This window comes from Streptomyces sp. P1-3 (genome assembly GCF_050613155.1).
Taxonomy (GTDB): domain Bacteria; phylum Actinomycetota; class Actinomycetes; order Streptomycetales; family Streptomycetaceae; genus Streptomyces.
Map to the genome: position 1 here is coordinate 552,018 of NZ_CP192512.1, position 20,465 is coordinate 572,482.

The 20,465-nt window shown below is 69.2% G+C and carries 21 protein-coding genes and 7 pseudogenes; 15 read left to right on the plus strand and 13 right to left on the minus strand.

Annotated elements, in window-relative coordinates; all coding sequences use genetic code 11:
* Positions 1–16 precede the first annotated feature (16 nt).
* Positions 17–964, minus strand: a complete 948-nt coding sequence (locus ACQUSR_RS02285; protein WP_431040831.1) for a LysR family transcriptional regulator — start codon at positions 962–964, stop codon at positions 17–19.
* A gap of 71 nt (positions 965–1,035) precedes the next feature.
* Between ACQUSR_RS02285 and ACQUSR_RS02290 the strand changes: the two genes are divergently transcribed.
* On the plus strand, positions 1,036–1,770 hold the full coding sequence (locus tag ACQUSR_RS02290) for an SDR family oxidoreductase (RefSeq protein WP_431040832.1): 735 nt from the start codon (positions 1,036–1,038) through the stop codon (positions 1,768–1,770).
* Positions 1,771–1,997: 227 nt separating this feature from the next.
* On the opposite strand, the gene ACQUSR_RS02295 is transcribed toward ACQUSR_RS02290, so the two are convergent.
* A complete protein-coding gene (locus ACQUSR_RS02295) occupies positions 1,998–2,831 on the minus strand; it encodes a recombinase family protein (RefSeq protein ID WP_431040833.1) in 834 nt (277 codons plus the stop codon).
* 755 nt (positions 2,832–3,586) lie between these two features.
* On the opposite strand from ACQUSR_RS02295, the gene ACQUSR_RS02300 reads away from it, so the two are divergent.
* Complete coding sequence (locus tag ACQUSR_RS02300; RefSeq protein WP_431040834.1) at positions 3,587–3,802, plus strand: hypothetical protein; 216 nt, start codon at positions 3,587–3,589, stop codon at positions 3,800–3,802.
* 31 nt (positions 3,803–3,833) lie between these two features.
* Here ACQUSR_RS02300 and ACQUSR_RS02305 read toward each other — a convergent pair whose 3' ends face one another.
* Together ACQUSR_RS02305 and ACQUSR_RS02310 are read right to left on the minus strand one after the other, a co-directional pair.
* A complete protein-coding gene (locus tag ACQUSR_RS02305; protein WP_431040835.1) occupies positions 3,834–4,490 on the minus strand; it encodes a hypothetical protein in 657 nt (218 codons plus the stop codon).
* Positions 4,491–4,855: 365 nt separating this feature from the next.
* Positions 4,856–4,996: pseudogene (locus tag ACQUSR_RS02310) on the minus strand (flavin reductase family protein); the annotation flags it as partial.
* On the opposite strand from ACQUSR_RS02310, the gene ACQUSR_RS02315 reads away from it, so the two are divergent.
* The gene (locus ACQUSR_RS02315) at positions 4,995–5,333 is read left to right on the plus strand and encodes a hypothetical protein (protein WP_431048003.1); all 339 of its coding nucleotides are present in this window, start codon (positions 4,995–4,997) and stop codon (positions 5,331–5,333) included. The pseudogene ACQUSR_RS02310 and the gene ACQUSR_RS02315 sit on opposite strands and share 2 nt — an antisense overlap.
* On the opposite strand, the pseudogene ACQUSR_RS02320 reads toward ACQUSR_RS02315, so the two are convergent.
* Positions 5,237–5,514 (minus strand): annotated as a pseudogene (locus tag ACQUSR_RS02320) (IS5/IS1182 family transposase); the annotation flags it as partial. The gene ACQUSR_RS02315 and the pseudogene ACQUSR_RS02320 sit on opposite strands and share 97 nt — an antisense overlap.
* Position 5,515: 1 nt before the next feature.
* Positions 5,516–5,707: pseudogene (locus ACQUSR_RS02325) on the minus strand (VOC family protein); the annotation flags it as partial.
* Between the two features lie 273 nt (positions 5,708–5,980).
* Here ACQUSR_RS02325 and ACQUSR_RS02330 point away from each other — a divergent pair.
* The 4 genes from ACQUSR_RS02330 (at position 5,981) to ACQUSR_RS02345 (ending at position 8,837) form a co-directional block, all read left to right on the plus strand.
* Positions 5,981–6,550, plus strand: a complete 570-nt coding sequence (locus tag ACQUSR_RS02330) for a pyridoxamine 5'-phosphate oxidase family protein (protein ID WP_431040836.1) — start codon at positions 5,981–5,983, stop codon at positions 6,548–6,550.
* 351 nt (positions 6,551–6,901) lie between these two features.
* Positions 6,902–7,045 carry a hypothetical protein gene (locus ACQUSR_RS02335; protein ID WP_431040837.1) on the plus strand — a complete coding sequence of 48 codons (144 nt, stop codon included), beginning with the start codon at positions 6,902–6,904 and terminating at the stop codon, positions 7,043–7,045.
* Positions 7,046–7,186: 141 nt separating this feature from the next.
* Complete coding sequence (locus ACQUSR_RS02340) at positions 7,187–7,606, plus strand: YciI family protein (RefSeq protein WP_431040838.1); 420 nt, start codon at positions 7,187–7,189, stop codon at positions 7,604–7,606.
* A gap of 7 nt (positions 7,607–7,613) precedes the next feature.
* A complete protein-coding gene (locus ACQUSR_RS02345; RefSeq protein WP_431040839.1) occupies positions 7,614–8,837 on the plus strand; it encodes an RNA polymerase sigma factor in 1,224 nt (407 codons plus the stop codon).
* Positions 8,838–8,943: 106 nt separating this feature from the next.
* On the opposite strand, the gene ACQUSR_RS02350 is transcribed toward ACQUSR_RS02345, so the two are convergent.
* From ACQUSR_RS02350 to ACQUSR_RS02360, 3 genes are all read right to left on the minus strand, one after another.
* A complete protein-coding gene (locus ACQUSR_RS02350; protein ID WP_431040840.1) occupies positions 8,944–9,360 on the minus strand; it encodes a VOC family protein in 417 nt (138 codons plus the stop codon).
* A gap of 268 nt (positions 9,361–9,628) precedes the next feature.
* Entirely contained in the window at positions 9,629–9,946 is a 318-nt protein-coding gene (locus ACQUSR_RS02355) for a hypothetical protein (RefSeq protein ID WP_431040841.1), read from the minus strand.
* A 212-nt stretch (positions 9,947–10,158) separates the two neighbouring features.
* Complete coding sequence (locus ACQUSR_RS02360; protein ID WP_431047327.1) at positions 10,159–11,067, minus strand: GlxA family transcriptional regulator; 909 nt, start codon at positions 11,065–11,067, stop codon at positions 10,159–10,161.
* Positions 11,068–11,197: 130 nt separating this feature from the next.
* Here ACQUSR_RS02360 and ACQUSR_RS02365 point away from each other — a divergent pair, with 130 nt between their 5' ends.
* Positions 11,198–11,791, plus strand: coding sequence for an MBL fold metallo-hydrolase (locus ACQUSR_RS02365; RefSeq protein ID WP_431040842.1), 594 nt, complete (start codon positions 11,198–11,200; stop codon positions 11,789–11,791).
* 329 nt (positions 11,792–12,120) lie between these two features.
* Here ACQUSR_RS02365 and ACQUSR_RS02370 read toward each other — a convergent pair whose 3' ends face one another.
* Positions 12,121–12,609, minus strand: a complete 489-nt coding sequence (locus ACQUSR_RS02370) for a GNAT family N-acetyltransferase (RefSeq protein WP_431047329.1) — start codon at positions 12,607–12,609, stop codon at positions 12,121–12,123.
* A gap of 186 nt (positions 12,610–12,795) precedes the next feature.
* Here ACQUSR_RS02370 and ACQUSR_RS02375 point away from each other — a divergent pair.
* Both ACQUSR_RS02375 and ACQUSR_RS02380 read left to right on the plus strand, forming a co-directional pair.
* Positions 12,796–13,413: pseudogene (locus ACQUSR_RS02375) on the plus strand (transposase family protein); the annotation flags it as partial.
* Between the two features lie 10 nt (positions 13,414–13,423).
* Complete coding sequence (locus ACQUSR_RS02380) at positions 13,424–14,149, plus strand: LysR substrate-binding domain-containing protein (RefSeq protein ID WP_431040843.1); 726 nt, start codon at positions 13,424–13,426, stop codon at positions 14,147–14,149.
* A 167-nt stretch (positions 14,150–14,316) separates the two neighbouring features.
* Here ACQUSR_RS02380 and ACQUSR_RS02385 read toward each other — a convergent pair whose 3' ends face one another.
* Together ACQUSR_RS02385 and ACQUSR_RS02390 are read right to left on the minus strand one after the other, a co-directional pair.
* Positions 14,317–14,439, minus strand: coding sequence for a PmrA (locus ACQUSR_RS02385; protein ID WP_431040844.1), 123 nt, complete (start codon positions 14,437–14,439; stop codon positions 14,317–14,319).
* Positions 14,440–14,615: 176 nt separating this feature from the next.
* On the minus strand, positions 14,616–15,209 hold the full coding sequence (locus tag ACQUSR_RS02390) for a TetR/AcrR family transcriptional regulator (protein ID WP_431040845.1): 594 nt from the start codon (positions 15,207–15,209) through the stop codon (positions 14,616–14,618).
* 111 nt (positions 15,210–15,320) lie between these two features.
* On the opposite strand from ACQUSR_RS02390, the gene ACQUSR_RS02395 reads away from it, so the two are divergent.
* From ACQUSR_RS02395 to ACQUSR_RS02415, 5 genes and pseudogenes are all read left to right on the plus strand, one after another.
* Entirely contained in the window at positions 15,321–16,331 is a 1,011-nt protein-coding gene (locus ACQUSR_RS02395) for an NADP-dependent oxidoreductase (RefSeq protein WP_431040846.1), read from the plus strand.
* Positions 16,261–17,019: pseudogene (locus ACQUSR_RS02400) on the plus strand (recombinase family protein). The gene ACQUSR_RS02395 and the pseudogene ACQUSR_RS02400 overlap by 71 nt, the downstream one beginning before the upstream one ends.
* Positions 17,020–17,066: 47 nt before the next feature.
* Positions 17,067–17,501 (plus strand): annotated as a pseudogene (locus ACQUSR_RS02405) (dienelactone hydrolase family protein); the annotation flags it as partial.
* Positions 17,502–17,520: 19 nt separating this feature from the next.
* On the plus strand, positions 17,521–17,781 hold the full coding sequence (locus tag ACQUSR_RS02410) for a recombinase family protein (RefSeq protein ID WP_431040847.1): 261 nt from the start codon (positions 17,521–17,523) through the stop codon (positions 17,779–17,781).
* Between the two features lie 163 nt (positions 17,782–17,944).
* A pseudogene (locus ACQUSR_RS02415) lies at positions 17,945–18,196 on the plus strand (helix-turn-helix domain-containing protein); the annotation flags it as partial.
* Positions 18,197–18,281: 85 nt separating this feature from the next.
* Here ACQUSR_RS02415 and ACQUSR_RS02420 read toward each other — a convergent pair.
* A complete protein-coding gene (locus ACQUSR_RS02420; protein WP_431040848.1) occupies positions 18,282–20,465 on the minus strand; it encodes a heavy metal translocating P-type ATPase in 2,184 nt (727 codons plus the stop codon).

Sequence of the window (20,465 nt, forward strand, 5' to 3'; positions counted from 1 at the left end):
GGGTGAGTGCCCCTGGTCAGTAGGCCAGTGCGGTCATGTGGTCGGGGTGGTGGGCGGCGACGTCGTGGGCGGCTTGGACGAAGGCGGCGACGGCCGCGGATCGCGAGGTCTCCGGCCAGGCGACCATGACCGCGCTGGGGCTGAGGCCGGTGACCGGCCGGTAGACGATGTCCGGACGCTGGTGCCGCTCGGTGGTGGAGCGTGACAGGAACGCCACCGCCTGCCCCAGCGCGACCACCTCCAGGAGTTGCTCGACGCTGGCCACGAGCGGCCCCTCAGGAGTGTCAGCCGGCGCCAAGCCTGTGTGGCCATCGCCTGCTTCCGCTCCGTCGCATCCTGTGTAGTAGGCGGTGGTGGAGGGGGCGGCCCCCTTCCAGCGCGGGATCGGTTCACCCTTGAGGTCGGTCAGCCGCAGTCGCCGGCGTCCGGCCAGGCGGTGCCCGGCGGGGAGGACGGCCAGTCGCGGCTCGACCACGAGCGTCTGGGAATCCAGCCCTTGACCGTCGAACGGGCTGCGCAGCAGCGCTACATCGGCACGGCCGTCCCGCAGCATGGCGATCGGCTCTCCGCTGCCGCCGACGACGACTTCAGGCAGCGGCAGATGCGAACCCGTTCCCCGGTAGGCGGCGAGGATCTCCCGCAGCAGCCCGGCATCGCCTCCCGGCTTGACCGCCACGACGAGCTGGGGTGTCGGCTGACCGGCCCGGCGTGCACGCCGGGCCGCCGCGTGCACCGCGTCGACCGCGATCCGGGCCTGGTCGAGCAGCACCTGACCGGCGTTGGTCAGCCTCACCTGCCGGGTGGTGCGCTCCAGCAGGCGTACCCCGAGCCGGGACTCCATCTGAGCGATCGCCTTCGACAGCGGGGGCTGCGCCATCCCCAGGCGTTGCGCGGCCCGGCTGAAGTTCAGTTCCTCGGCGACCGCGATGAAGTACCTCAGCTCCCGCACCTCTAGCTCACTCATATCTGTGGACTATAGATCCAGAGTCTTCTGGTCTTTCCCTGACGCCCGTGGGTGAGGGGAGGCTGGGTGCCATGACGACTTCGCAGAAGACTGCTCTGATCACCGGCGCGAACAAGGGCATCGGCAAGGAAACGGCGCGCAGGCTCGCGGCCCTCGGCATCACCGTGCTGATCGGCGCCCGCAACGCCGAGCGTGGCGAGGCGGCGGCCGAGGAGCTTCGCGCGGGCGGCGCCGACGTACGGTTCGTTCCGCTGGACGTCACCGACGAGATCTCGGTCCAGGCCGCCGCCAAGCACATCGACGCCACGTTCGGCCGCCTCGACATCCTCGTCAACAACGCCGCGATCGCCGCCGGACCGCAAAAACCGAGTGAAACCCCAGCCGCTACCGTCCGGCAGGTCTACGAGACCAACGTGTTCGGCGTCATCGCGGTGACCCACGCCATGCTCCCCCTGCTCCGCCGCTCCGCCGCCGCACGCATCGTCAACATGTCCAGCGAACTCGGCTCCCTCACCCACCTGGCCGACCCGGGCAGCCCGTGGTCTGCCTACTCCTCGATCCTCCTCCCTTACTGCACCTCGAAGAGCGCGCTGAACGCGATCACCGTGCTCTACGCCAATGAACTGCGCGCCGAAGGGATCCTGGTCAACGCGGTGAGTCCCGGCTACTGCGCGACCGACCTCAACCGCCACACCGGGATACGCACGGCGGAGGAGGGCGCAGCCGTCGCGGTGGACCTGGCGACTGTGGGCGAGGACGGCTCGACGGGCGCCTTTCTGGCCGAGGACGGGCCGATTCACTGGTGAGACCATGCCGCGCCGTCTCCGCCCGAAGCCTGCCGGGGTGTTTTCAACCTCCGCCGTGACGATCACTGGCCTCTTGCGCGGCGCCCATCCCCACGGGCCTTACTGGTAGTTGGTGGGCGCACAAGCCAAGACGGGCACAAGGTGATCACTCATCTCGCGGAATCAGCGTCAAGGGCTGGTCCGCAGGTCAGCCGGTGGTTTCCATCGCGGTTGTGTGCTCGTCGTGTTCACGCAGCATGCGCATGACGGTGGCGGGTGAGGGGTGATGGCCTTTCTTCGTGCCGGTGGTGATGACGAGGCGTTTGGCGATGTCGCGCAGGCTCATCTCCTGCTCGCGCAGGTGGAGGGCCATGGACAGCATCGAACTCGTCGGTGACACCCGCGCCACCGATCGTCTTGCCGCGCTTGCGGGCGGACTCGTGGCCCTCCAGGGTGCGGTCGCGGATGTACTCGCGCTCCATGCCCGACATCGCGGCCAGCACCGTGAACACGATCCCGGACGGGTCGTGCGAGCCCTTCAGCTCGCCGGTGAGGAACTCCAGCCCGACATCGCTCGCCTTCAGCTCCTCGGCGAGCATGGCGGGCTCGATGCCTCGGCCGAGCCGCTTGTGCTCGTGGACGACGAGGGTCACGGCGACGCCGGAGGAACGGATCTCCCCGGCGAGCTTGACGGCGGCCTCCAACTCAGGCCGCTTGGTGGCGCGGGTGGAAATCTTCTCCGAGAAGATGCGCGTCACTCCGGCCTCGGCGAGTGAGTCGAGCTGCGCGTCGAGGGACTGCCGGGCGGTCGAGGCCCGGGCGTAGCCGAGGCGGACATGCCCGGCCGGTTCGGCGCCGGCGCTGACCGGCCGCGGTAGCTCGGTCCACATCGACCCCGGCTTGCGTACGGCGGGGGTCGGCACGCTGAGCGCCTTGGCGAGTTGGGGTACGAAGCGGAAGCGGGCGGTGTGGTACTGGATGGCCACCTTGCCCTTCCCAGTCCGGCACGGGGAGCCCGCGGGAGCGGCGCAGGTGGACATCGGGCAGTCGTGCGATTCCACGCGCTTGAAGTCGTCGCTCACGACCCTGGACTGTTTCATGGGGGCGTTTCAGGCGTCCAGTCGTTTGCAACAACTCATGAAACGTGATCGCTGCAGGTGGGGCGCCGGGCGGTGGGGTGTTTCATGAGCGACCACCTATGAAACAGCGGCCAAGCCCGCACCATGATCAATCTCAGCGCCAACCACGGTTCCATTGATCCCCGAGGCCGAAAACGATCAGGTCTGCCCGGTGGAGGTGGTGGTCCCCGCGTCTGCGGGGGTGTTCCCCGGGCCGTCGCCACCGCCGCGTAGAGGTCGGTGTGGTCCCCGCCTGCGGGGGTGTTCCCCGGAACCGTAGCGGCTTCTCGTCGGCCCCTGGGTGGTCCTCGCGCCTGCGGGGATGTTCCCGGCTTTACCGCAACGGTCCAGTTCTGCGTGGCGTGGTCCTCGCGCCTGCGGGGGTGGTCCCAGGCGGGCGGCGACGATCGGCCCGCACCCCGGGTGGTCCCCGCGCCTGCAGGGGTGTTCCCAAGCACCTGTACGAGGGCAAGAGCCTGGGCTAGGTGGTTCCCTCGGTGCGCGTGCGATGCTGCTCCTGGGTGTCTATGACATAGGCGGTCACCTGTGGGCCTCTTCGGACTCCGACAGCGGTGTACGGCGATCGTACGGAGAGCCGCTGGGCGGGCAGGAATAGAGGGCTGGGCGTGATACTCGTCGGCTCCGAGGTCCTGCCGGAATAAATGCCTCCTGGGCTCGATTGTTCGTTCGGAGTGATCGAGGTGGAGTCGGGGAGGCCTATGAGCAATCTGAAGGCGTTCCGGGTGAGTGGCGGGCAGGCGAAGGAGATTCCGGGCTCGTCCGTGGCGCTGGAGCGGCAGTTGCAGACGCTGATCGAGGCCAATATGGAGGCGATGCTCGGCATCCGTTTCCTGGCGAGCGAGTATGCGATGGGGCGACACCGGGGCCGGATCGACTCTCTGGGCCACACGAAGTTCCACGGCCGCATCCGGTAGGACGTCGAGCGACCCTTGCCACCGGTACCCGTCAGTTTTCCTGACCGGCACCTGAAACTTTCGCTTCCTTCAGGGACTTCTCCCACTTGGCAATCTTACCTTCCAAGCGGCTCACCGCTGAAACGTCGCCAACTTTCCTCAACCGCTCTTCAATTTTTTCTGACGCATCCGGCCTGGAGCCCAATCTCTTCGACTCCGCCTTGACGATCATACGCCAGTCGTCCAGGTAGCGGGTCATCGCTCCATAAAGATGCATCTTCTTGTCTGCATCGTCGAATTCCAGCGACTTCCCAGACAGCAGCCAGTCGGTCATCGCGATGATGTTCTCAATCTCGTGCGACTGCCACCGGTTACGTCCATGGGCGAAGAGGTAGAGCAGCTGCCGGTAGAACAGTTCACTCACGGTTTCCTGGTACGACCGCCAGGCAGCCGCGGCACCCAATGGCAGCGGCACAGAACCCCACGGCAGTTTGAGGACACGTTTCTGACTGAGTACACGAAGGGCCGCGATGCCTGCGCTGCGCGGCTGTGACTGGCCCTCGAACTGCTTCAGCGCCGACATGAGCATCTCCGCAGATCTCTGCCAGCGCCCATTCCAGACAGTTGCCAGGAGGCCAACCACAGCGGTGGCACCAGCAGCTGACGCGGCAATGTACGCAGCAGTTACCTGTGGAGCGGTCGTAGCCATGACCAGATCATCATGGAGTGCTTCGTTGACGGCCAGAAGACACGCTCGTCGCTTAGGTAAGGGCTCGGTATGGAGGCGAACCTGACCATATGCAGCTCAGTCATGAACAAGGGCGAGACAGTCTCGGATACGGATATCCACCGCGCCCTCGGCCTCGACTGGTACTCCAGTCGCAGTCCGCTATCACCGCAGTTCAGCCGTACGGGACGTCACCATTCACATGCTTCCCTTCCACGCGGTGACCGCGTTCGCCCGGCGGCTTCCGCTGCTCGCTCCATCCCCTGGTGCGCCAACGCACACGTTCAACGGTTGTCACGCCCTCCGCCCTCGGCTAACGTCACTAACCGCCGATACCGCTTTCTTCAGAACTTCGCAGGGGCGAGGTTGTCGGTGCCGTCCGCCGAGACGGTGGAGACCCACGCGATGGGGCGGGGCACGACGGTGGCGGTCAGCAGCCGGTAGAACGCGTTGCGGTCACACTGCTCGGGGTCGAAGTCGATGCGCATGCCAGCCAGTATCCACATCGAGACGGCACGACCTCACAGCGGATCGACGGCCCGGCCCAACTCCGATGTCCGACAGAAGGTGCCCGGTATCGGTAGGCATCGAGTACCGGAGCAACATCCCCATGTCGACACTCCCCACCTGGGACGACTTCGAGATCCCCCCCCGCAGGCCCGACGCGGTCGGGTCACCCTCAACCTCTACGACCAGCTCTCGGCCTACCTCCCTCGACGCCCCGGCGCCTACCTACGCATCTCCTCCGACCGCTTCGGCCTGGAGGCCGGTGTCGACCGGCAGCTCGAAGACGCCGAGGACACCCGCGCCTTCACCGCCCGCTGACCTGCGGAGAGGTTCTCCCAACTACCGCGGAAGGGCACCCTTTCGCCGAGGCGGGCGTGCCATGCTGGGCAGCGATGACCTGGACGTTCATGCCGTGTTTCTTGTGCTTGCCGCTGTAGAAGGGCCGGTCGGCGGCGAGCCGGTCGATCGGCAGCAGCGTGCCGTCGAGGATCACGTACGCCCGAGGCCCCCGTCGATTGGAACAGCGCGAAGTCCACGCCTCCACACCGGTACAGCAGCCCACCGGGCCGTTCATCCACGGGCTCCAGACCGAGCCGCTCGGAGTAGAAACGCCGAGCCCGGTCCAGGTCCTGGGCTGGAAGCCTGGTCGCCACGCGTGCCCGGGCCAGAACATCGCTGCCGCCTGCGCTCATGGCCCTACTGTGCCGCGAACAGCAGCCAAAGGGGCGCAGGCAGCAGGCACGTGCCACGGCGACCTCACCAATCGGGCGACTTGCAGGGGCGTCGCAAAGCGTGAGCCGCCAGGCGTGCGGCCTCGCACAGCAGCCGATCCCCATCCCGATCAAGGACCGGGTCCGGGTCCGAGATCAGCCCCAGGCACCGGTTTCCGATGAGTCCGGTCGGCGGGCGGATTCAGGATGAGAGGGGGACCATGTGAAACGACCGAGGGCCGAGAGGAGTCCGCCATGCCGGCACAAGCGCACAGGCAGGAACCGCAGACCGACCTGGACGCGCGCTACAGCTCCCCCGACGCCACCGCCACGCCCTGGGCCGAGGCCGTCTCCCGCCTCGAGAAGGCCGAGATCTTCTGGCTTTCGACGGTCCGTCCGGACGGCCGCCCCCACGTCACGCCGCTGATGACGGTGTGGATGGACGGGGCGCTCCACTTCACCACCGGTGAGCGGGAGCGCAAAGGGCTCAACCTCGCCGCCAACCCCCACGTCGTCCTTACCACCGGCACCAACGCCTACAGCGAGGGCTGCGATCTGGTGGTCGAGGGCGAGGCGGTCCGGATCACCGACGAGAAGCGGCTGGTCGAGCTGGCGGCGGCCTGGGAGGCGAAGTACGGCCCGGACTGGCACTTCGACGTGCGGGACGGGGCCTTCAGCCTCGCTACAACGACGGCGGCCCCGCCACCGACCGAAGAGACCAGGGACGCGGGCCGTGCCGTGGTGTTCGAGGTGTCGCCGCGGACCGCCTTCGGCTTCGGCAGGGGCGAGGGCTTCAGCCAGACCCGCTGGCGTTTCACTCGCTGAGAGCGGTACGCCTACCGGAATGGCCTCTTGAGGTGGTCGTCGTGCCGGTCACCGATATGGACCACGCCGTGAACCCACGGACCAGCAGCTTCCACGCCGACGCCGACATGTCTCCTCGTCACCGTGACCACGTCCGACATCGGCTTTCATGTCGCGCAGAGGGCTGGCCGCTCAGGGCGGGCGGGTACGTGATCGTCACGGGACGGGACCCCGAGAAGCGCCGCCAGGCGGTCGAGCGACTGCCTCGCGTGGCAGGGCACGACGCGGTGCGCTGTGAGGCCGTGGACCATTCCACGGCTGGTGGGAACCGGGTCCTCGCTGGGCCATGTCCGCAGGGCCGGCTCTGCCCCGATGCCGAGGACATCGCGGCTCTCCGACCTGCTCGCCCCGGCCTACCCTGAGGCCATGGGCAGCGGAGAGCAGGCCCGTCCCGTCCACGGACAGCTCGTCGAGTGCGAGGTGTACGTCGAGGAGGGCGCCGAGCACGAGGGGTAGCCCGGCCTGTCCGCCACGGAAGAAGAATCATGACCCCGAGCCCCGAAGCCATGTCGAGAATCCCTGCCCGGCTCCGACGTCCCCTGTGAGAGCCGCCCACCGAGGGGCGGCCGAGCCGACGCACACCGAAGGAGCGGACTGATGAAGTACCTGGTCATGGTGCAGGGTACGCACGCGGACTACGACGCCATGCAGGGCAAGGCGTCCGAGCACTCCCCCGCCTGGAGCGAGAAGGAGCTGCAGGCCATGTACGCGTACATGAACGCGATCAACGACGACCTCTCCGAGAGCGGCGAGTTCGTCGACGGCCAGGGACTGGCCGATCCGGACCGGACCCGGCTGGTCTCTCTGGACGCGGACGGCAATCCCGTCATTACCGACGGGCCGTACGGCGAGACCAAGGAGTTGCTGGCCGGCTACTGGGTGCTGGACTGCGCGAGCCTGGAGCGGGTCACGGCGATCGCCGAGCGTGTCGCCCGGTGCCCCCAGCCCGCCGGGGCACCCGAGTACCCGGTGGTGATCCGCCCCATCATGGAAGGCGGCGCCGGGGACATCTGCTGAGGTGCCTATGAGAGCGACCACCGAAACCGAGGACCTGCTGCGCGGGCACGCGCCGCAGGTCCTCGGTGCGCTGGTCAGGCGGTACGGGCACTTCGACGCCGCCGAGGACGCCGTACAGGAGGCGCTGCTCGCGGCGGCCCGGCAGTGGCCGCGGACCGGCGTCCCGGACAACCCACGCGGCTGGCTGATCAAGGTCGCCTCGCGGCGGCTGACGGATGCCCTGCGCAGTGAGGAGGCGCGCCGTCAGCGCGAGGAGAGGGCAGCGGCGCTCACCCCGCGTGACACGTTCACCACCCCGCCGCCGGGTGATGACCGGGCCCCACGCGAGGACGACACCCTCTTGCTGCTGTTCCTCTGCTGCCATCCCGGCCTGACCCCGCCCGCGCAGATCGCGCTCACCCTGCGTGCGGTCGGCGGTCTGACGACGGCGGAGATCGCCCGCGCGTACCTGGTCCCGGAGGCGACGATGGCACAGCGCATCAGCCGGGCCAAGCGCAAGGTGCGGGGCGTGCGCTTCGGGCATCCGGAGAACTGGGAGGAGCGACTCCCGGCCGTGCTGCACACCCTCTACCTGATCTTCAACGAGGGCTACACGGCCACCTCCGGCGCCGCCCTCCAACGGCGCGACCTGGCGGGCGAGGCCATCCGGCTGACCCGCAGGGTCCACCGGCTGCTGCCTGACGACTGCGAGGTGACCGGCCTGCTGGCCCTGATGCTGCTCACCGACGCCCGCCGCGACGCGCGCACCGGCCCTCACGGCGACCTCGTCCCGCTCGACGAACAGGATCGCGACCGCTGGGACAAGGCCGCGATCGAGGAGGGCGTCGCGCTGCTCACCCGCGCCCTGCCACGGGGCCACCCCGGCCCCTACCAGCTGCGTGCCGCGATCGCCGCTGTGCACGACGAGGCGCCGTCGGCCGAGGCCACGGACTGGCGGGAGATCCTGGGCCTGTACGACATCCTCGTACGCCTGATCCCCGGCCCCGTCGAACGCCTCAACCGGGCCGTCGCCGTCGCCATGGTCCACGGCCCGCGCGCCGGGCTGGCCGAACTTGACTCGCTGGAGGGTGAGTTGAAGGGGCACCGCTTGGACGCGGTCCGCGGCCACCTCCTGGAACGTACCGGCGAGACCGAGGCTGCCCGAGCCGCCTACGAATCGGCGGCCGCCCAGGCCCTGAGCCTGCCGGAACAGCGCTACCTCCGGGCAAGAGCGGCCCGTCTGCGGCCCTGAGACCTGCGCGATGGGTCGGGAGACGGACCCGTCGGATGCGCCCCGGCGGGACCTGGACGCGGACACACGTCGGCGCCCCACAGGGTCGCGACGCGTCGACGCCGGATCAGGTCCGCTGTTCGCTGATGTTGACCATCCATGTGATACCGAACGTGTCCGTGCACATGCCGAACACGTCGCCCCACATCTGCTTCTCCAGGGGGACGGACACCGCGCCGCCGCCGGACAGCTTGTCCCAATAGCCGCGCAGCTCGTCCGCATCGTCGCCGCTCAGACTCACCGCGATGTTGTTCCCGGGTCTGTGCTCCGTCCCGGGCGGATTATCGGCCCCCATCAGCGTGAATCCACCGACGGTCTCGAGCATGCTGTGCATGATCTTGTCGCCGTATCCGGGAGGCACCTCGGAACCGAAATCGCCATAGGTGTGGACGGCCAGATTGCCGCCGAAGACCTCCTTGTAGAACTCCATGGCTTGCTTCGCTTCACCGGAGAAGCTGATATACGGGTTGAGACGAGAGGCCACGACCAGTCCTTTCATGACGGATAATCAGTGCGGGCAGCTTACGTGCGTCAGAGGCGAAACCGGATGACCTGAAGGTCGTGGTCACTCCCGCCTGGCCGGCGAATTCGGCATTGGTTCCGTCACTCTCGCGGGTCAGCCCGCCTGATGACCTCTCCCCTGTCGGCGGTCTCCCTGCACGGCCTGCACGGGACGGCGGCCCACTCTCACCATCTCCGCCAGTGCGGCGGCTCTATGCGAGTCAGCGGCGCGAATCGGCACGGTGTCCCGGCTACGCGCCCGTCGGTCCGACGTCGGCGGGCAGGGCGGTCCGGCGCGTCGTCGCCTCCGGGGGCTGGACTTCGCGCGGGGGTGCGAGCAGCGCCGAGACGATGCCGCCCGCCGCCAGGCCCGCGCCGACCCACAGGGCGGGCTTGAAGGCGTCGACGAAGGCGTCCGGCGTTCCGTAGACGGCCGGGCCGGTGAAGACGGCCGCGAGGACGGCGACCCCGAAGACGCCGCCGAGCTCGCGGATGGCGCTGTTGGTCCCCGAGGCGACGCCACCAAGAGCACCTGGCGAGCGCCGAAGAGCGCGAACAGCAGCGGACACACTGGCAGCACATCCTGAACCAGGTCGCTGCCGCTCTCGACCGGCAGTGACAGCGGCGTGCAATACCCGGGCAGAGTCCGGCGCCTCAAGCCGGACACCCCGCCCCCGGTGCAGCTCCCGGGCGCGGATGCCCGGATGGTTCTTTGGGCGCCTGCGGGAGTGGGAGGCGGGCTTGCTCGGAGCGGCGTTGGCCCGCCTGGCTCGCTTGTTCGTTACGGCGTGTTCGTGAAGGAGCGGCGGTAGGAGCGGGGCGGCACTCCCCGGCGGCGCACGAACTGTTCGCGCAGGACGGCCGCGCTTGCGTATCCGACGCGGTGGGCGATCTCCTCGACCGGCAGGTCCGTGGTCTCCAGGAGCTCCTCGGCGCTGCTCAGACGCAGGCTCCGCAGCCAGGCGTGGGGGGTGGTGCCGGTCGCGGCGGTGAAGCGGCGGGCGAAGGAGCGTTTGCTCATCAAGGCACGCCGGGCCAGTTCCGCGACGGGAAGCGGCTCGTGGAGGTTTTCGCGGGCCCACGCGAGTACCTCGGCGAGACGCTCGTCGCGGCAGTCTTCGGGGACGGGGGCGGCCAGGTACTGTGCCTGCCCGCCGTCGCGGTGGGAGGGCAGCACCACGTCCCGGGCAACAGCGTTGGCCATCGCGGCTCCGTACTCCCGCCTCAGCAGGTGCAGGCAGAGATCGAAGCCCGCGGCGGCTCCCGCGCCCGTGATGATGCGTCCTTCGTCGATGTAGAGGGCGTCGGGTTCGACGGTGACGTTGGGGTGGCGGCGGGCGAGCAGTTCGGCGAACCGCCAGTGGGTGGTGGCCCGCCGACCGTCGAGCAGTCCGGCGGCGGCGAGTGCGAAAGCGCCGACGCAGTGGGCCGCGACCAGTGAGCCGCGCTCGTGTGCGGCCGACAGCGCATCGAGCACGGCGGGAGCGGGTGGCGTGCGGAAGCCGGCCCACGGCAGGGCGATCACCAGATCGGCTGAGGCGAGCCGGTCCAGGCCGTGCGTGATGGTGAGCGACACGCCGAGGTCAGTGGGGACCGGCCCGGGCCGGTCGGTGCACAGGGCGAAGTCGAAGCCGGGCAGTGTCTGGCCGTGCGGGCCGAAGACCTCGGTGACGATGCCGACGGCGAGCATGCCGACTCCGGGCGGGGTGTACGCGGCGACGGTCACGAAGGGAGGCACACGTGCAGTGTGGCACTAATCCTGCGATCAGCGGCAGCTGTGCCACTCGTGAACGATCGGCCTGCCCGGAAGGATTGAGGCCATGACAGACGCACCGCTCGGCCGCAGCGCCGTGTACACGATCCTGACCACCGGATACGTCGGCTCCACCGGCCCCGGAGTCGCCGCCACCGTCTCCTACGTATCCGACGCTGGCCGGCATGTGATCTTCGACCCGGGCATGGTGGCGAGCCGCGACCGTATCCTCGCCCCGCTCGAGGAGTTGGGGCTCGGCCCCGACGACATCACCGACGTGGTGCTCAGCCACCACCACCCGGACAACACCATGAACGTGGGCCTGTTCCCACGGGCCCGGGTGCACGACCACAAGGTGGAGTACCTCGGCGATCAGTGGAGGAACCGGGATGCGGAGGGTTACGAACTCACCCCGTCGCTACGGTTGATCCGCACTCCGGGCCACAGCGCCGAGGACATCACACTGCTGGCGGGCACGGAATCGGGCGTGGTCGCCTTCGCCGGTGACCTGTGGTGGCACGCGGACGGCCCGGCGGACGACCCAGTAGCCCCCGACCGTGAGGTGCTGCGCGCCTCCCGGCTGCGGGTGCTGACCGCCGCGGACCTGATCGTGCCCGGCCACGGCGGCCCGTTCAGGGCCGACGACACCACGCCACGCTAAGGCTTGTCCCGTAAAAGATCGTCGGGGGGCGGTGGTGGGCTATCTCGTCACCGCTCGGGCTACGTCGCCACGTCCGCACGCTCTCGCCGTCGGGCAAGCCGTCCCGCAGAGTCTGGCTGCGTTCCATCGAGTACGCACGTGCCGCAGTGCAGCATGCACGGGCAGGGCGAACTGGGTGCGGATGAGCCCGCCACGCGACCACAGCTTGGCTGGATCTGAGGAAGAAGCCTCCGCCGTGGCCGACAGCCTTGGAGGACGGCGCCCGGATCTGATGACTACATGACCTGGGACGACGCGTCCGCTGACAGATCCCGCGAAGGTGACTGAGCCTACGTGAGTTCCTTCCGCATCAACGTGCACATCGTTTCGTAGCGGCGCAACGATCCATCAGGGGCTTGCTCGTCCCACGAGTCCGGCTGACGGCCGTACGCGACATAACCCAGCCTTTCGTATAGCGCACGTGCCCGGGGGTTACTTTCCTCCACACCGAGCTCGGCCTGCCGCAGACCGCGGTTCCTGATCCGCAGTTCTGCGGCTTCAACAAGGAACGTGCCGATCCCGCACGACTGCAATGCGGGTTGGACTGCCAGCTGCCACAAAGTGCCGACACCCTTCTTGACCTGGTAGTCGACGCCGCCCTTTGCCACAGGGATGTCCGTTGCAGGGCAGACCGCAAGGTAGTCGACCTCGCCGATCCGGGCACGTTCCAACTGCTTGGCGACGCTGGCCAGGTGGTGGTCAGACCCTGCCCACCCGCACGACGCCATGTCCGCATGCACCAGATCACGGGCTGACAGCTTCAACACAACGTTGATCATCTTCAGTACCTCCGGCGAGCCAGCATCCATGCCGATCACACAGGGCACAAAGCCGTTTCCTCTACCCACACTCCTGGCTCACGGGCCACCACTGCTCAAGCAATCAGACGAACGCTGCTACTGAAAGCGAACGAAGCCAGCCGCGAGAGGCCACCGCGAATGACCGGCAGTTGAGATGATCTTGCTGTGTCTGGTGTGATCACGGCGTCCGAGCCGTCCTGGATAGCCCCGTTCACCGGGCTGAGCCCGCGGCAGTTCGGCAAGCTGGTCACCGCGCTGCGCCGCGAAGGTGCGGACCCGGTCCGCAAGGGTCGGCCGTGGAGAGTGCCGCTGCAGGACCGGGTCCTGCTGGTCACCGCGTACTGGCGAACGAACCTGACGCTGCGGCAACTCGCTCCGCTGTTCGGGGTGTCCAAGTCGGCTGCGGACCGGATCGTCGATCAGCTCGGGCCGTTACTGGCCCTGCGGCAGCGCAAGCCTCGGCCGACCGGTGCCCGGCAACCGCAATGACTGCAAGGCATGCGTGGAATCCGGGGCCAAGGCCGCCGTCGGCAACACCATGACGATCGCCGACGGCGGCTACCCGGGCACCGGCCTCTGATGCCCCATCGGCACCGCAAAGGCGAAGAACTCCCCGAATGGAAGCAGGCGCACAACAAGTCCCACAAGCAGGTCCGCGCTCGGGTTGAGCACGCCTTCGCCGGCATGAAGACCTGGAAGATCCTGCGCGACTGCCGCCTCAAGGGCGACGGTGTCCAGGACGCCATGAGCGGCGTCGCCCGCCTCCACAACCCAGCCCGCGCTCAGCCAGCAGGTGCGCAAGCTCGAGAGGGCCATCGGCCGTCCACTGCTTCACCGATCACCGTCCGGTGTCTCGCTGACCCGGGCGGGCGAGGAGCTCCTGCCGTACGCCGAACGCATTCTCTCGCTCTCCGCGCAGGCACTCACCGAAACCGGGCGCACGCTCACCGGCCGCTGCGGCGTCGGGTTGCTCGAAGACCTGGCCGCGTCCCAGCTTCCGCAGGCCCTCGCCGACCTCGCCCGGCTGCACCCCGGCGCAACCCTGGAGGTGCTCAGCATGTCCAACGCCGCGATGTGCGAGGCCTACGACACGGGCCGCGTCCAACTCGTGCTCAACGAGGTGCCGGCCGTTCCCGGGCCGCCGCGCTGGACGGTACGCCGCCCGCTGGTCTGGGCGATCGGCCAGGGTGTGGACGTGGCTGCCGATCCGCTGCCGGTGGTGCTGTTCTCGAACACGTGCTCCTGGCGTACGTCGGTGCTGGAAACCCTGGAACGTGCCGATCGGCCCTGGCGGGTGGCGTTCGAAAGCAACAGCCTGGTCGGTGTGCTCGCCGCGGTACGGGCAGGGCTCGGCGTCGCGGCGCTCATGCCCACGAACCTTGAACCGGCCATGGCCTGCCACGACGCGGACGCCCTGCCCACCCTGCCGGACGTCGAGCTCGGCCTCGCACGGCACCCACGATCCGAAGGTGATCCGCTGATCGATGCCGTTGAGACCGCGCTACGACGCATGATCTGAGTTTCACGGCTGGCCAGCGCGCCGGTTTGCGTCCAACCCGCAACAGGAGTTGGCCAGGCGCCCATACGCTGGCGTCGTGGACGTACCAGCTCCGCGGCGGGACGCCTTCCCTTTCTGGGGTGTCGCCGAGGTGAGCCCAGAAGCCGCCAATTGTTGATCTTGAGGTGTCAGCGCATCCGTCTGGCGGCGGGGTCGCGTTCGGCGACGTGCCGGGCGACCGCGTCGACGCTGGGACGTGCGTACCGCTCCAGGGAGCGGACGGAGACGTGGCGGGAGCGGGCCACCAGCATCGGGGTGGTGGTACCGCCCTCGGCGTCGTGTGTCAGGGTGCTGTGGCGGATCCGGTGCAGTGTCCAGCCGTCGGGCGCGGCTCGACGCCGGTGCCCTTGACCGCCTTGGCGAACTCGGCGTCGAACCGCTCCTTGCCGAGCGCGCGGCCGAGTCCGCTGGTCAGCGTGTGGCCATGTCAGCTACGGGTCTGAGGGCGGCGTTCCCCCTTGGCACGGCTGCTCCCCGCGCTCGTCAGAATCGCGCTCGCGACAACATCGAAGAGGCGATCGGCGCGTGGCGCGAGCGAGGGTTGATCGCCGAGCCAAGCGAGCATGGCCACCAGCGCAAACAAATCGGCGCCATCGATATCGCTCCGCGCCATGCCCGCGGCCTGGGCACGGGTGAGGAGCCGCGCACCGGCTGCGCGCAGGGTGACGCACGAAGCGTGGAGTGCGGATTCGGTGTCCTCGATGGCGGCTGCCATCAGCACGGTCACGCCCCGATACTCGGTTGTCCACGCGACGCAGTCGCGTAGCCACGAAACGAGAGCGTCTTCGGGCGAGCTCGACGTCTCGAGCTCGCCTGCCTTTGCCGTCAGTTCGTCGAACCTCGTGCGGAGCAGGGCATCGAGCAGCGCCTCGCGCGTCGGGAAGTGACGCAGCAGCGTCGCGAGCCCGACATCGGCCCTCCGCGCGATGTCGCGCAGTGACACGTCGACGCCTTGCTCGGTGATGGCGGTGCCCGCTACTGCGAGCAGGTGGTCGCGGTTCTTCCTGGCGTCGGCCCGCATCTGTCCCTCTTGACTATCCGGATCAGTGGTCCATATATTCGGATCAGTGGTCCACTTATGTGGATCGCTGATCCGAATAACCCTATCCCTCAGCGCGGACAGGAGAAAACGATGCCGAGACACACGATGAGGGCGGTCCGGCTCCATGAGCACGGCGGCCCTGACGTTCTGCGTTACGACGAGGTGCCGATTCCCGAGCCGGGGCCGGGCGAGGTGCTCGTTCGCGTGCACGCGGCCGGCATCAATCCCCCCGACTGGTACCTGCGCGCCGGGCTGACCACGATGCCCGGGGAGACGGAATCGACGGTCAGCCTGCCGGTGATTCCAGGGACGGACGTGTCGGGCGTCGTCGAGGCCGTCGCCGCGGACGTGGACGGCCTCGCCGTAGGTGATGAAGTCTTCGGTCTTCTGCGTTTTCCCAGCTTCGACGGCAGCGCATATGCCGAGTACGTGGCCGCGCCCGCGTCGGACCTCGCACTCAAGCCGGCCGGCATCGACCACGTGCACGCCGCCGGGGCGCCCATGGCCGGGCTGACGGCGTGGCAGTTCCTGATCGAGCTCGGACACCATCACCCGTCGCCCTTCCAGGAGGCACGGCATCGCCCGACGGCACTCGACGCCGACACGACGGTGCTCATCAACGGCGCCGCGGGCGGCGTGGGGCACTTCGCGCTACAGCTGGCGAAGTGGAAGGGTGCACGTGTCATCGCGGCGGCGTCGAGCGCGCATGAATCGTTCCTGAGCAAGCTCGGCGCCGACCAGTTCATCGACTACACCAAGAGTCGTCCCGAGGAACTCGTGCACGACCTCGACCTCGTTCTCGACACCGTCGGCGGCCCCGACAGCAAACGCTTCCTGCGCACGCTCAAGCGCGGCGGCGCCCAGTTCCCCGTACTCCCCGGGGACTTCGACGAAGAAGAGACCGCGAAGCTGGGCGTCACGGTCTCAAGCGCCCAGGTCCGCTCGAACGGCGCACAGCTTGCCGAACTGGGGCGCCTGCTCGACGCGGGCACGGTCCGCGTCGCGATCGACAGCACGTTTGCGCTCGCGGATGCCCGAGCCGCGCACGAACGCGCCGCCCGAGGGCACATCCAGGGCAAGATCGTGCTCACGGTCGCTTAGGAACGAGCCGTTTCCCCGACGCATCCGGCGCCCGTCCGCGGGGCACCGGCGGCCATCGAGACGCCGACGCGGAGAGCGCGGGGCGCGTCTGGCGACCAGGCGGTCGCGATGCTCGCTGCGGCGAACCGAGCCGACCCGTGCGGTCGGCCCTGACCTGCCAAGCGCGGACATCCGCATCGGCTACGCGAGGTGCTCCACCCTCGGCCAGGAACTCGACTCGCACCTGGACGTGCTCAGCAGGCATGGCATCCCGAGGGACAAGATCTTCAGTGAGAAAATCAGCACGCGAGTACGGGCCCGCCCCGCCTTCGAGGAAGCCCTTCGGACCGCGCGGGAGACCAAGGCCCACGCCCCGCACTGCCGAGTGATTTGCACGGCGTTCGAGATGAAGCGGCTGGGGAGGGACGCGGCGGAGTTGACCACGTCGCCGACCATCTGACCGCGCACGGCGGCCTGGTGCTGGAGATGCTTGCCGGGCCCCTGCCCGGCATTTTACGACCCCACCGGGCCGGGCAAGCTGCTGTTCGCGTTCTTCGCCGCGATGGCCGAGACCGAGCGGGAGAACATCCGCGAGTCGACCCTCGAAGGGCTCCGACACCGCGGCCCGCAAGGGCAAGCACGGCGGCCGGCCGCCGGTCATCACCGACGACATGCTGCACACCGTGCTCCGGCGCCGCGCAGGCGGTGAGTCCGTCGAACCGATCCAGCCCGACCTGACCATCCCCACCGGCAAGCGCGGCGCTCGAGGTGTTGTGCGCCGAACCGCGGACCGACCCCGACCGGATCGCCGCCGTCGGCTATGGCACGGGGGGTGCCATCGTGCTGGAACTCGGGCGCGACGGCGTCAACCTGCGCGCGATCGGGACAGTCGACGCACTGACCACGGGCCGACCGGGCGAGGCGGCGCGCATTCGCTGCCCGGTGTGGGCCGGGGTCGGGTCGGAAGACCCGATCATGCCGCCCGCGCAACGGGACGCGTTCACCGCCGAGATGCAGGCCGCGGGCGTCGACTGGCGCCTCGTGGTCTACGGCGGCGCCTTGCACGCCTTCCACCACCCGCCGGTCGACCAGACCGTGCTCCCCGGCGTCGGCCACCACCCACGGCACGCGCAGCGAGCCTGGCGCGACGTCGTCGACCTGCTCGCCGAGTGCCTGCCCGTGACAGAGTGATCTGGTCGGCGACGACGGCGTGTGCCCACCGGCGGCGAGGCTGTGGTCCTCGACCATGATCAACAAGATGCTCCGCAACCCACGCTACGCGGGCATGGTCTCCTACTCCGGCAAGCACCGCGTGGACGCGTCGAAGGAGTGGGACGGCTGGTCTCTGGTCCTCTTCGACGACGACGGCCCACCCCCTGCTGGGCTGCTGGGATCCCATCGTCAGCCCGAAGGTCTGGTCGCAGGTCCAGAGGGGCCTGGTCGGCGCCCAGTTCGGGAGGAAGAACGGTAAGAAGGTGCCCGGCTACCGCTGCCCGCCGTCAGCCCACGGGGGCTGCGCTGGCACGTACATCGTGGCGAAGGCAACCGAGCAGGCCATCAACGAAGGCATGGACGCCTTCCTCGCCCAACTCCTCGCCTGCCCCGCCGAGGACCCGTCGGACGACCCGGGAAAGCTGCTCCGGATGCAAGCGGCCATCATGTTCACTGACGGTCAGGGCAATGCCTCGATCGCACGGGAGTTACGGGTCAACGTGCGGTCGGTTCAACGGTGGCGCCGGGCATGGGAAGACTCGGGAGAACGCGGTCTTCGCTCGAAGGGGCCGGCGTCCCGTCCGAAGCTGAGCGAGACCTTGGTCGCAGTGCTGGAGGAAGAGCTGGCCAAGGGGCCGGTAGCGCACGGCTGGGCGGACCAGAGATGGACCCTTCAAGGGCGGGCTGTATCTGCGCGAGCTACGTCACCGCGTCGGTCGGCTGACACGATCGGCCAGGCCACCCGGCGAAGGCCCCGGCTCATTGCACGCGGCGATCCTCCAGGGGCGCTGCGTGCCGGACGCGCCCGGCGTCGCCGGGGAGGTGGGGGGTGTGGTTGACCAGGCGGGCCGAGTTGCCGACGACGGCGATGCTGCTGGTGTTGTGCAACAGGGCGGCGAGGACGGGGCTGATGGAGCCACCGGCGCCGGCGGCCAGGCCGAGCATGTTCACGCCGATGGCCAGCCCGTAGTTCTGCCGGACGACGCGGAGCGTGTGGCGGCTGAGCTCGACCACGGCGGGGACTTGGCGCAGGTCGTTGCCCGCGAGGGCGATGTCGGCGGTCTCCAGTGCCACATGGGAGGAGTGCTCGCCCATGGTGATCCCGACGTCGGCCAGGGCGAGCGCCGGGGCGTCGTTGGTGCCGTCGCCGACCATCGCCACGATGTGCCCCTCGGCCCGCAGGTCCCGGATCAGTTGGAGCTTGGCCTCGGGCAGGGCGTGGCTGTGGACCTCGGTGATGCCCAGCGCGTCGGCGACGACCTGCGCGGTCTCCGGCGCGTCGCCGGTGAGCAGGATCAGGCGGGCGACACCGAGTTCCTCGAGCTGGCGGATGACGGTGTCGGCTCCGGCCCGTACGGCGTCGGAGACGCCGAGCATCCCGATCAGGTCGTCGTCGTGGGCCAGGCAGATGACCGTCTCGCCACGTCCGCGCAGCTGCTCGGTCCACTCCTGGGCGACGTCGCTCAGCCGCAGCCCGTGCCGGCGCAGCAGGGCCGGGCTGCCCACGAGGAGCCGGGTGCCGTCGAGTTCGGCGCGCATGCCCATGCCGAGGACCACTTCGCACGCTTGATGGATGGGGACGTGCAGGTGCTGCTTGGCGGTGTGGGCGACGATGGCTTGGGCCAGCGGGTGGCGGGCGTGGAGTTCGCCGGAGGCGGCCAGGCTGAGGACGTGGTCGGCGGTGTAGTCCGGGTGCAGGGCGACGACGCTGGTGACCAGTGGGCGGCCGAAGGTGAGGGTGCCGGTCTTGTCGAAGACGACCGCGGTGACCCGGCCGACGCCCTCCAGGTGGGTGCCGCCCTTGATGAGGGTGCCGCGGCGGGCGCCGTTGCCGATGGCGGCGCTGATGGCGGTGGGGGTGGCCAGGCCGGCGGCGCACGGGCAGGCGATGAGCAGCATGGTCATGGCGCGCCGGGCGTCGCGGGTCAGCACGTACGTGGCGGCCGCGAGGGCGAAGGAGACGGGCACGAAGCGGCGGGTGAAGCGCGTGGCAACGGTCTGGATCGGCGCGCGGTCGGCCTGGGCTTCCTCGACCCGGCTGATGATCCGGCCGACGGTGGTGTCCCGGCCGACGGAGGTGGCGCGTACGGTCAGCGAGCCGGAGGTGACGATGGTGCCGGCGTAGACATGGGTGCCGGTGCGGGCGTACACCGGCAGCGCCTCACCGGTGATCGCCGCCTGGTCCACCAGCGCCTCGCCGGAGACCGCGACCCCGTCCACCGGGATCTTGTGGTGCTCGTAGACGGCGACGACGTCGTCCCGCGCGACGTCTTCCAGCGCCACCTCGACCTCGACGCCCTCCCGTACCAGCCAGACCCGCTCCTCTCCGATGCTCAGCAGCTCCTCGATGGCGCGGCGGGTCCGGCGCAGGGTCAGCGTCTGCAGGAACTCGCCGATGTTGAGCAACCACAGCACCGTCAGCGCGACCACGTTCTCCCGCAGCACGAGCGAGATGACCGTGGCGGCGGTGACGAGGGTGTCGGTGCCCGCGTGTCGGCGGCCGCGGAGGGTCCGCAGCGCGCCGCGGAAGAACGGCAGGCCGGTGAAGACGGTGACCGCGCCGAGGAAGCCGGTGGAGCCGGCGGTCACGCGCGGGCGGCCCAGCAGGCGGCGGACGGCCACGAGGGCCAGTACGGCTCCTCCGACGACCAGCCGTGCGACCTCGCCGGTGGAGGAGTCAGGTGTCGAACGGGTCGCCTTGACCGGGGCGGAGGCCGGCGGGGCCTCCTCCAACGCCGCCACCAGTTGCGGAACGTTCAGATGGCCCGGGGCCACCCAGATGATGACGCTGCCGGTCCGGGGGAAGATGCGCAGGGCCCGGAAGCCCCGCACGCCGAGCAGTCGGTCGTCGACCAGCCCCGCGCATCCGGGCCGCTCCCGCAACCACGGCACGATCAGCCGGACCCGCCCGGCGGCCACCGAGCGCACGACGACGGCAGTCAT

Bases quoted from the DNA above. Each gene is read 5' to 3' on its own strand.
- ACQUSR_RS02285 (WP_431040831.1), bottom strand. From the start codon at position 964: ATGAGTGAGCTAGAGGTGCGGGAGCTGAGGTACTTCATCGCGGTCGCC.
- ACQUSR_RS02290 (WP_431040832.1), top strand. From the start codon at position 1,036: ATGACGACTTCGCAGAAGACTGCTCTGATCACCGGCGCGAACAAGGGC.
- ACQUSR_RS02300 (WP_431040834.1), top strand. From the start codon at position 3,587: ATGAGCAATCTGAAGGCGTTCCGGGTGAGTGGCGGGCAGGCGAAGGAG.
- ACQUSR_RS02305 (WP_431040835.1), bottom strand. From the start codon at position 4,490: ATGGCTACGACCGCTCCACAGGTAACTGCTGCGTACATTGCCGCGTCA.
- ACQUSR_RS02315 (WP_431048003.1), top strand. From the start codon at position 4,995: ATGCCAGCCAGTATCCACATCGAGACGGCACGACCTCACAGCGGATCG.
- ACQUSR_RS02330 (WP_431040836.1), top strand. From the start codon at position 5,981: ATGCCGGCACAAGCGCACAGGCAGGAACCGCAGACCGACCTGGACGCG.
- ACQUSR_RS02335 (WP_431040837.1), top strand. From the start codon at position 6,902: ATGCCGAGGACATCGCGGCTCTCCGACCTGCTCGCCCCGGCCTACCCT.
- ACQUSR_RS02340 (WP_431040838.1), top strand. From the start codon at position 7,187: ATGAAGTACCTGGTCATGGTGCAGGGTACGCACGCGGACTACGACGCC.
- ACQUSR_RS02345 (WP_431040839.1), top strand. From the start codon at position 7,614: ATGAGAGCGACCACCGAAACCGAGGACCTGCTGCGCGGGCACGCGCCG.
- ACQUSR_RS02360 (WP_431047327.1), bottom strand. From the start codon at position 11,067: ATGCTCGCCGTCGGCATCGTCACCGAGGTCTTCGGCCCGCACGGCCAG.
- ACQUSR_RS02365 (WP_431040842.1), top strand. From the start codon at position 11,198: ATGACAGACGCACCGCTCGGCCGCAGCGCCGTGTACACGATCCTGACC.
- ACQUSR_RS02370 (WP_431047329.1), bottom strand. From the start codon at position 12,609: ATGATCAACGTTGTGTTGAAGCTGTCAGCCCGTGATCTGGTGCATGCG.
- ACQUSR_RS02385 (WP_431040844.1), bottom strand. From the start codon at position 14,439: ATGCTGGTGGCCCGCTCCCGCCACGTCTCCGTCCGCTCCCTGGAGCGG.
- ACQUSR_RS02390 (WP_431040845.1), bottom strand. From the start codon at position 15,209: ATGCGGGCCGACGCCAGGAAGAACCGCGACCACCTGCTCGCAGTAGCG.
- ACQUSR_RS02395 (WP_431040846.1), top strand. From the start codon at position 15,321: ATGCCGAGACACACGATGAGGGCGGTCCGGCTCCATGAGCACGGCGGC.
- ACQUSR_RS02420 (WP_431040848.1), bottom strand. From the start codon at position 20,465: ATGACTGCCGTCGTCGTGCGCTCGGTGGCCGCCGGGCGGGTCCGGCTG.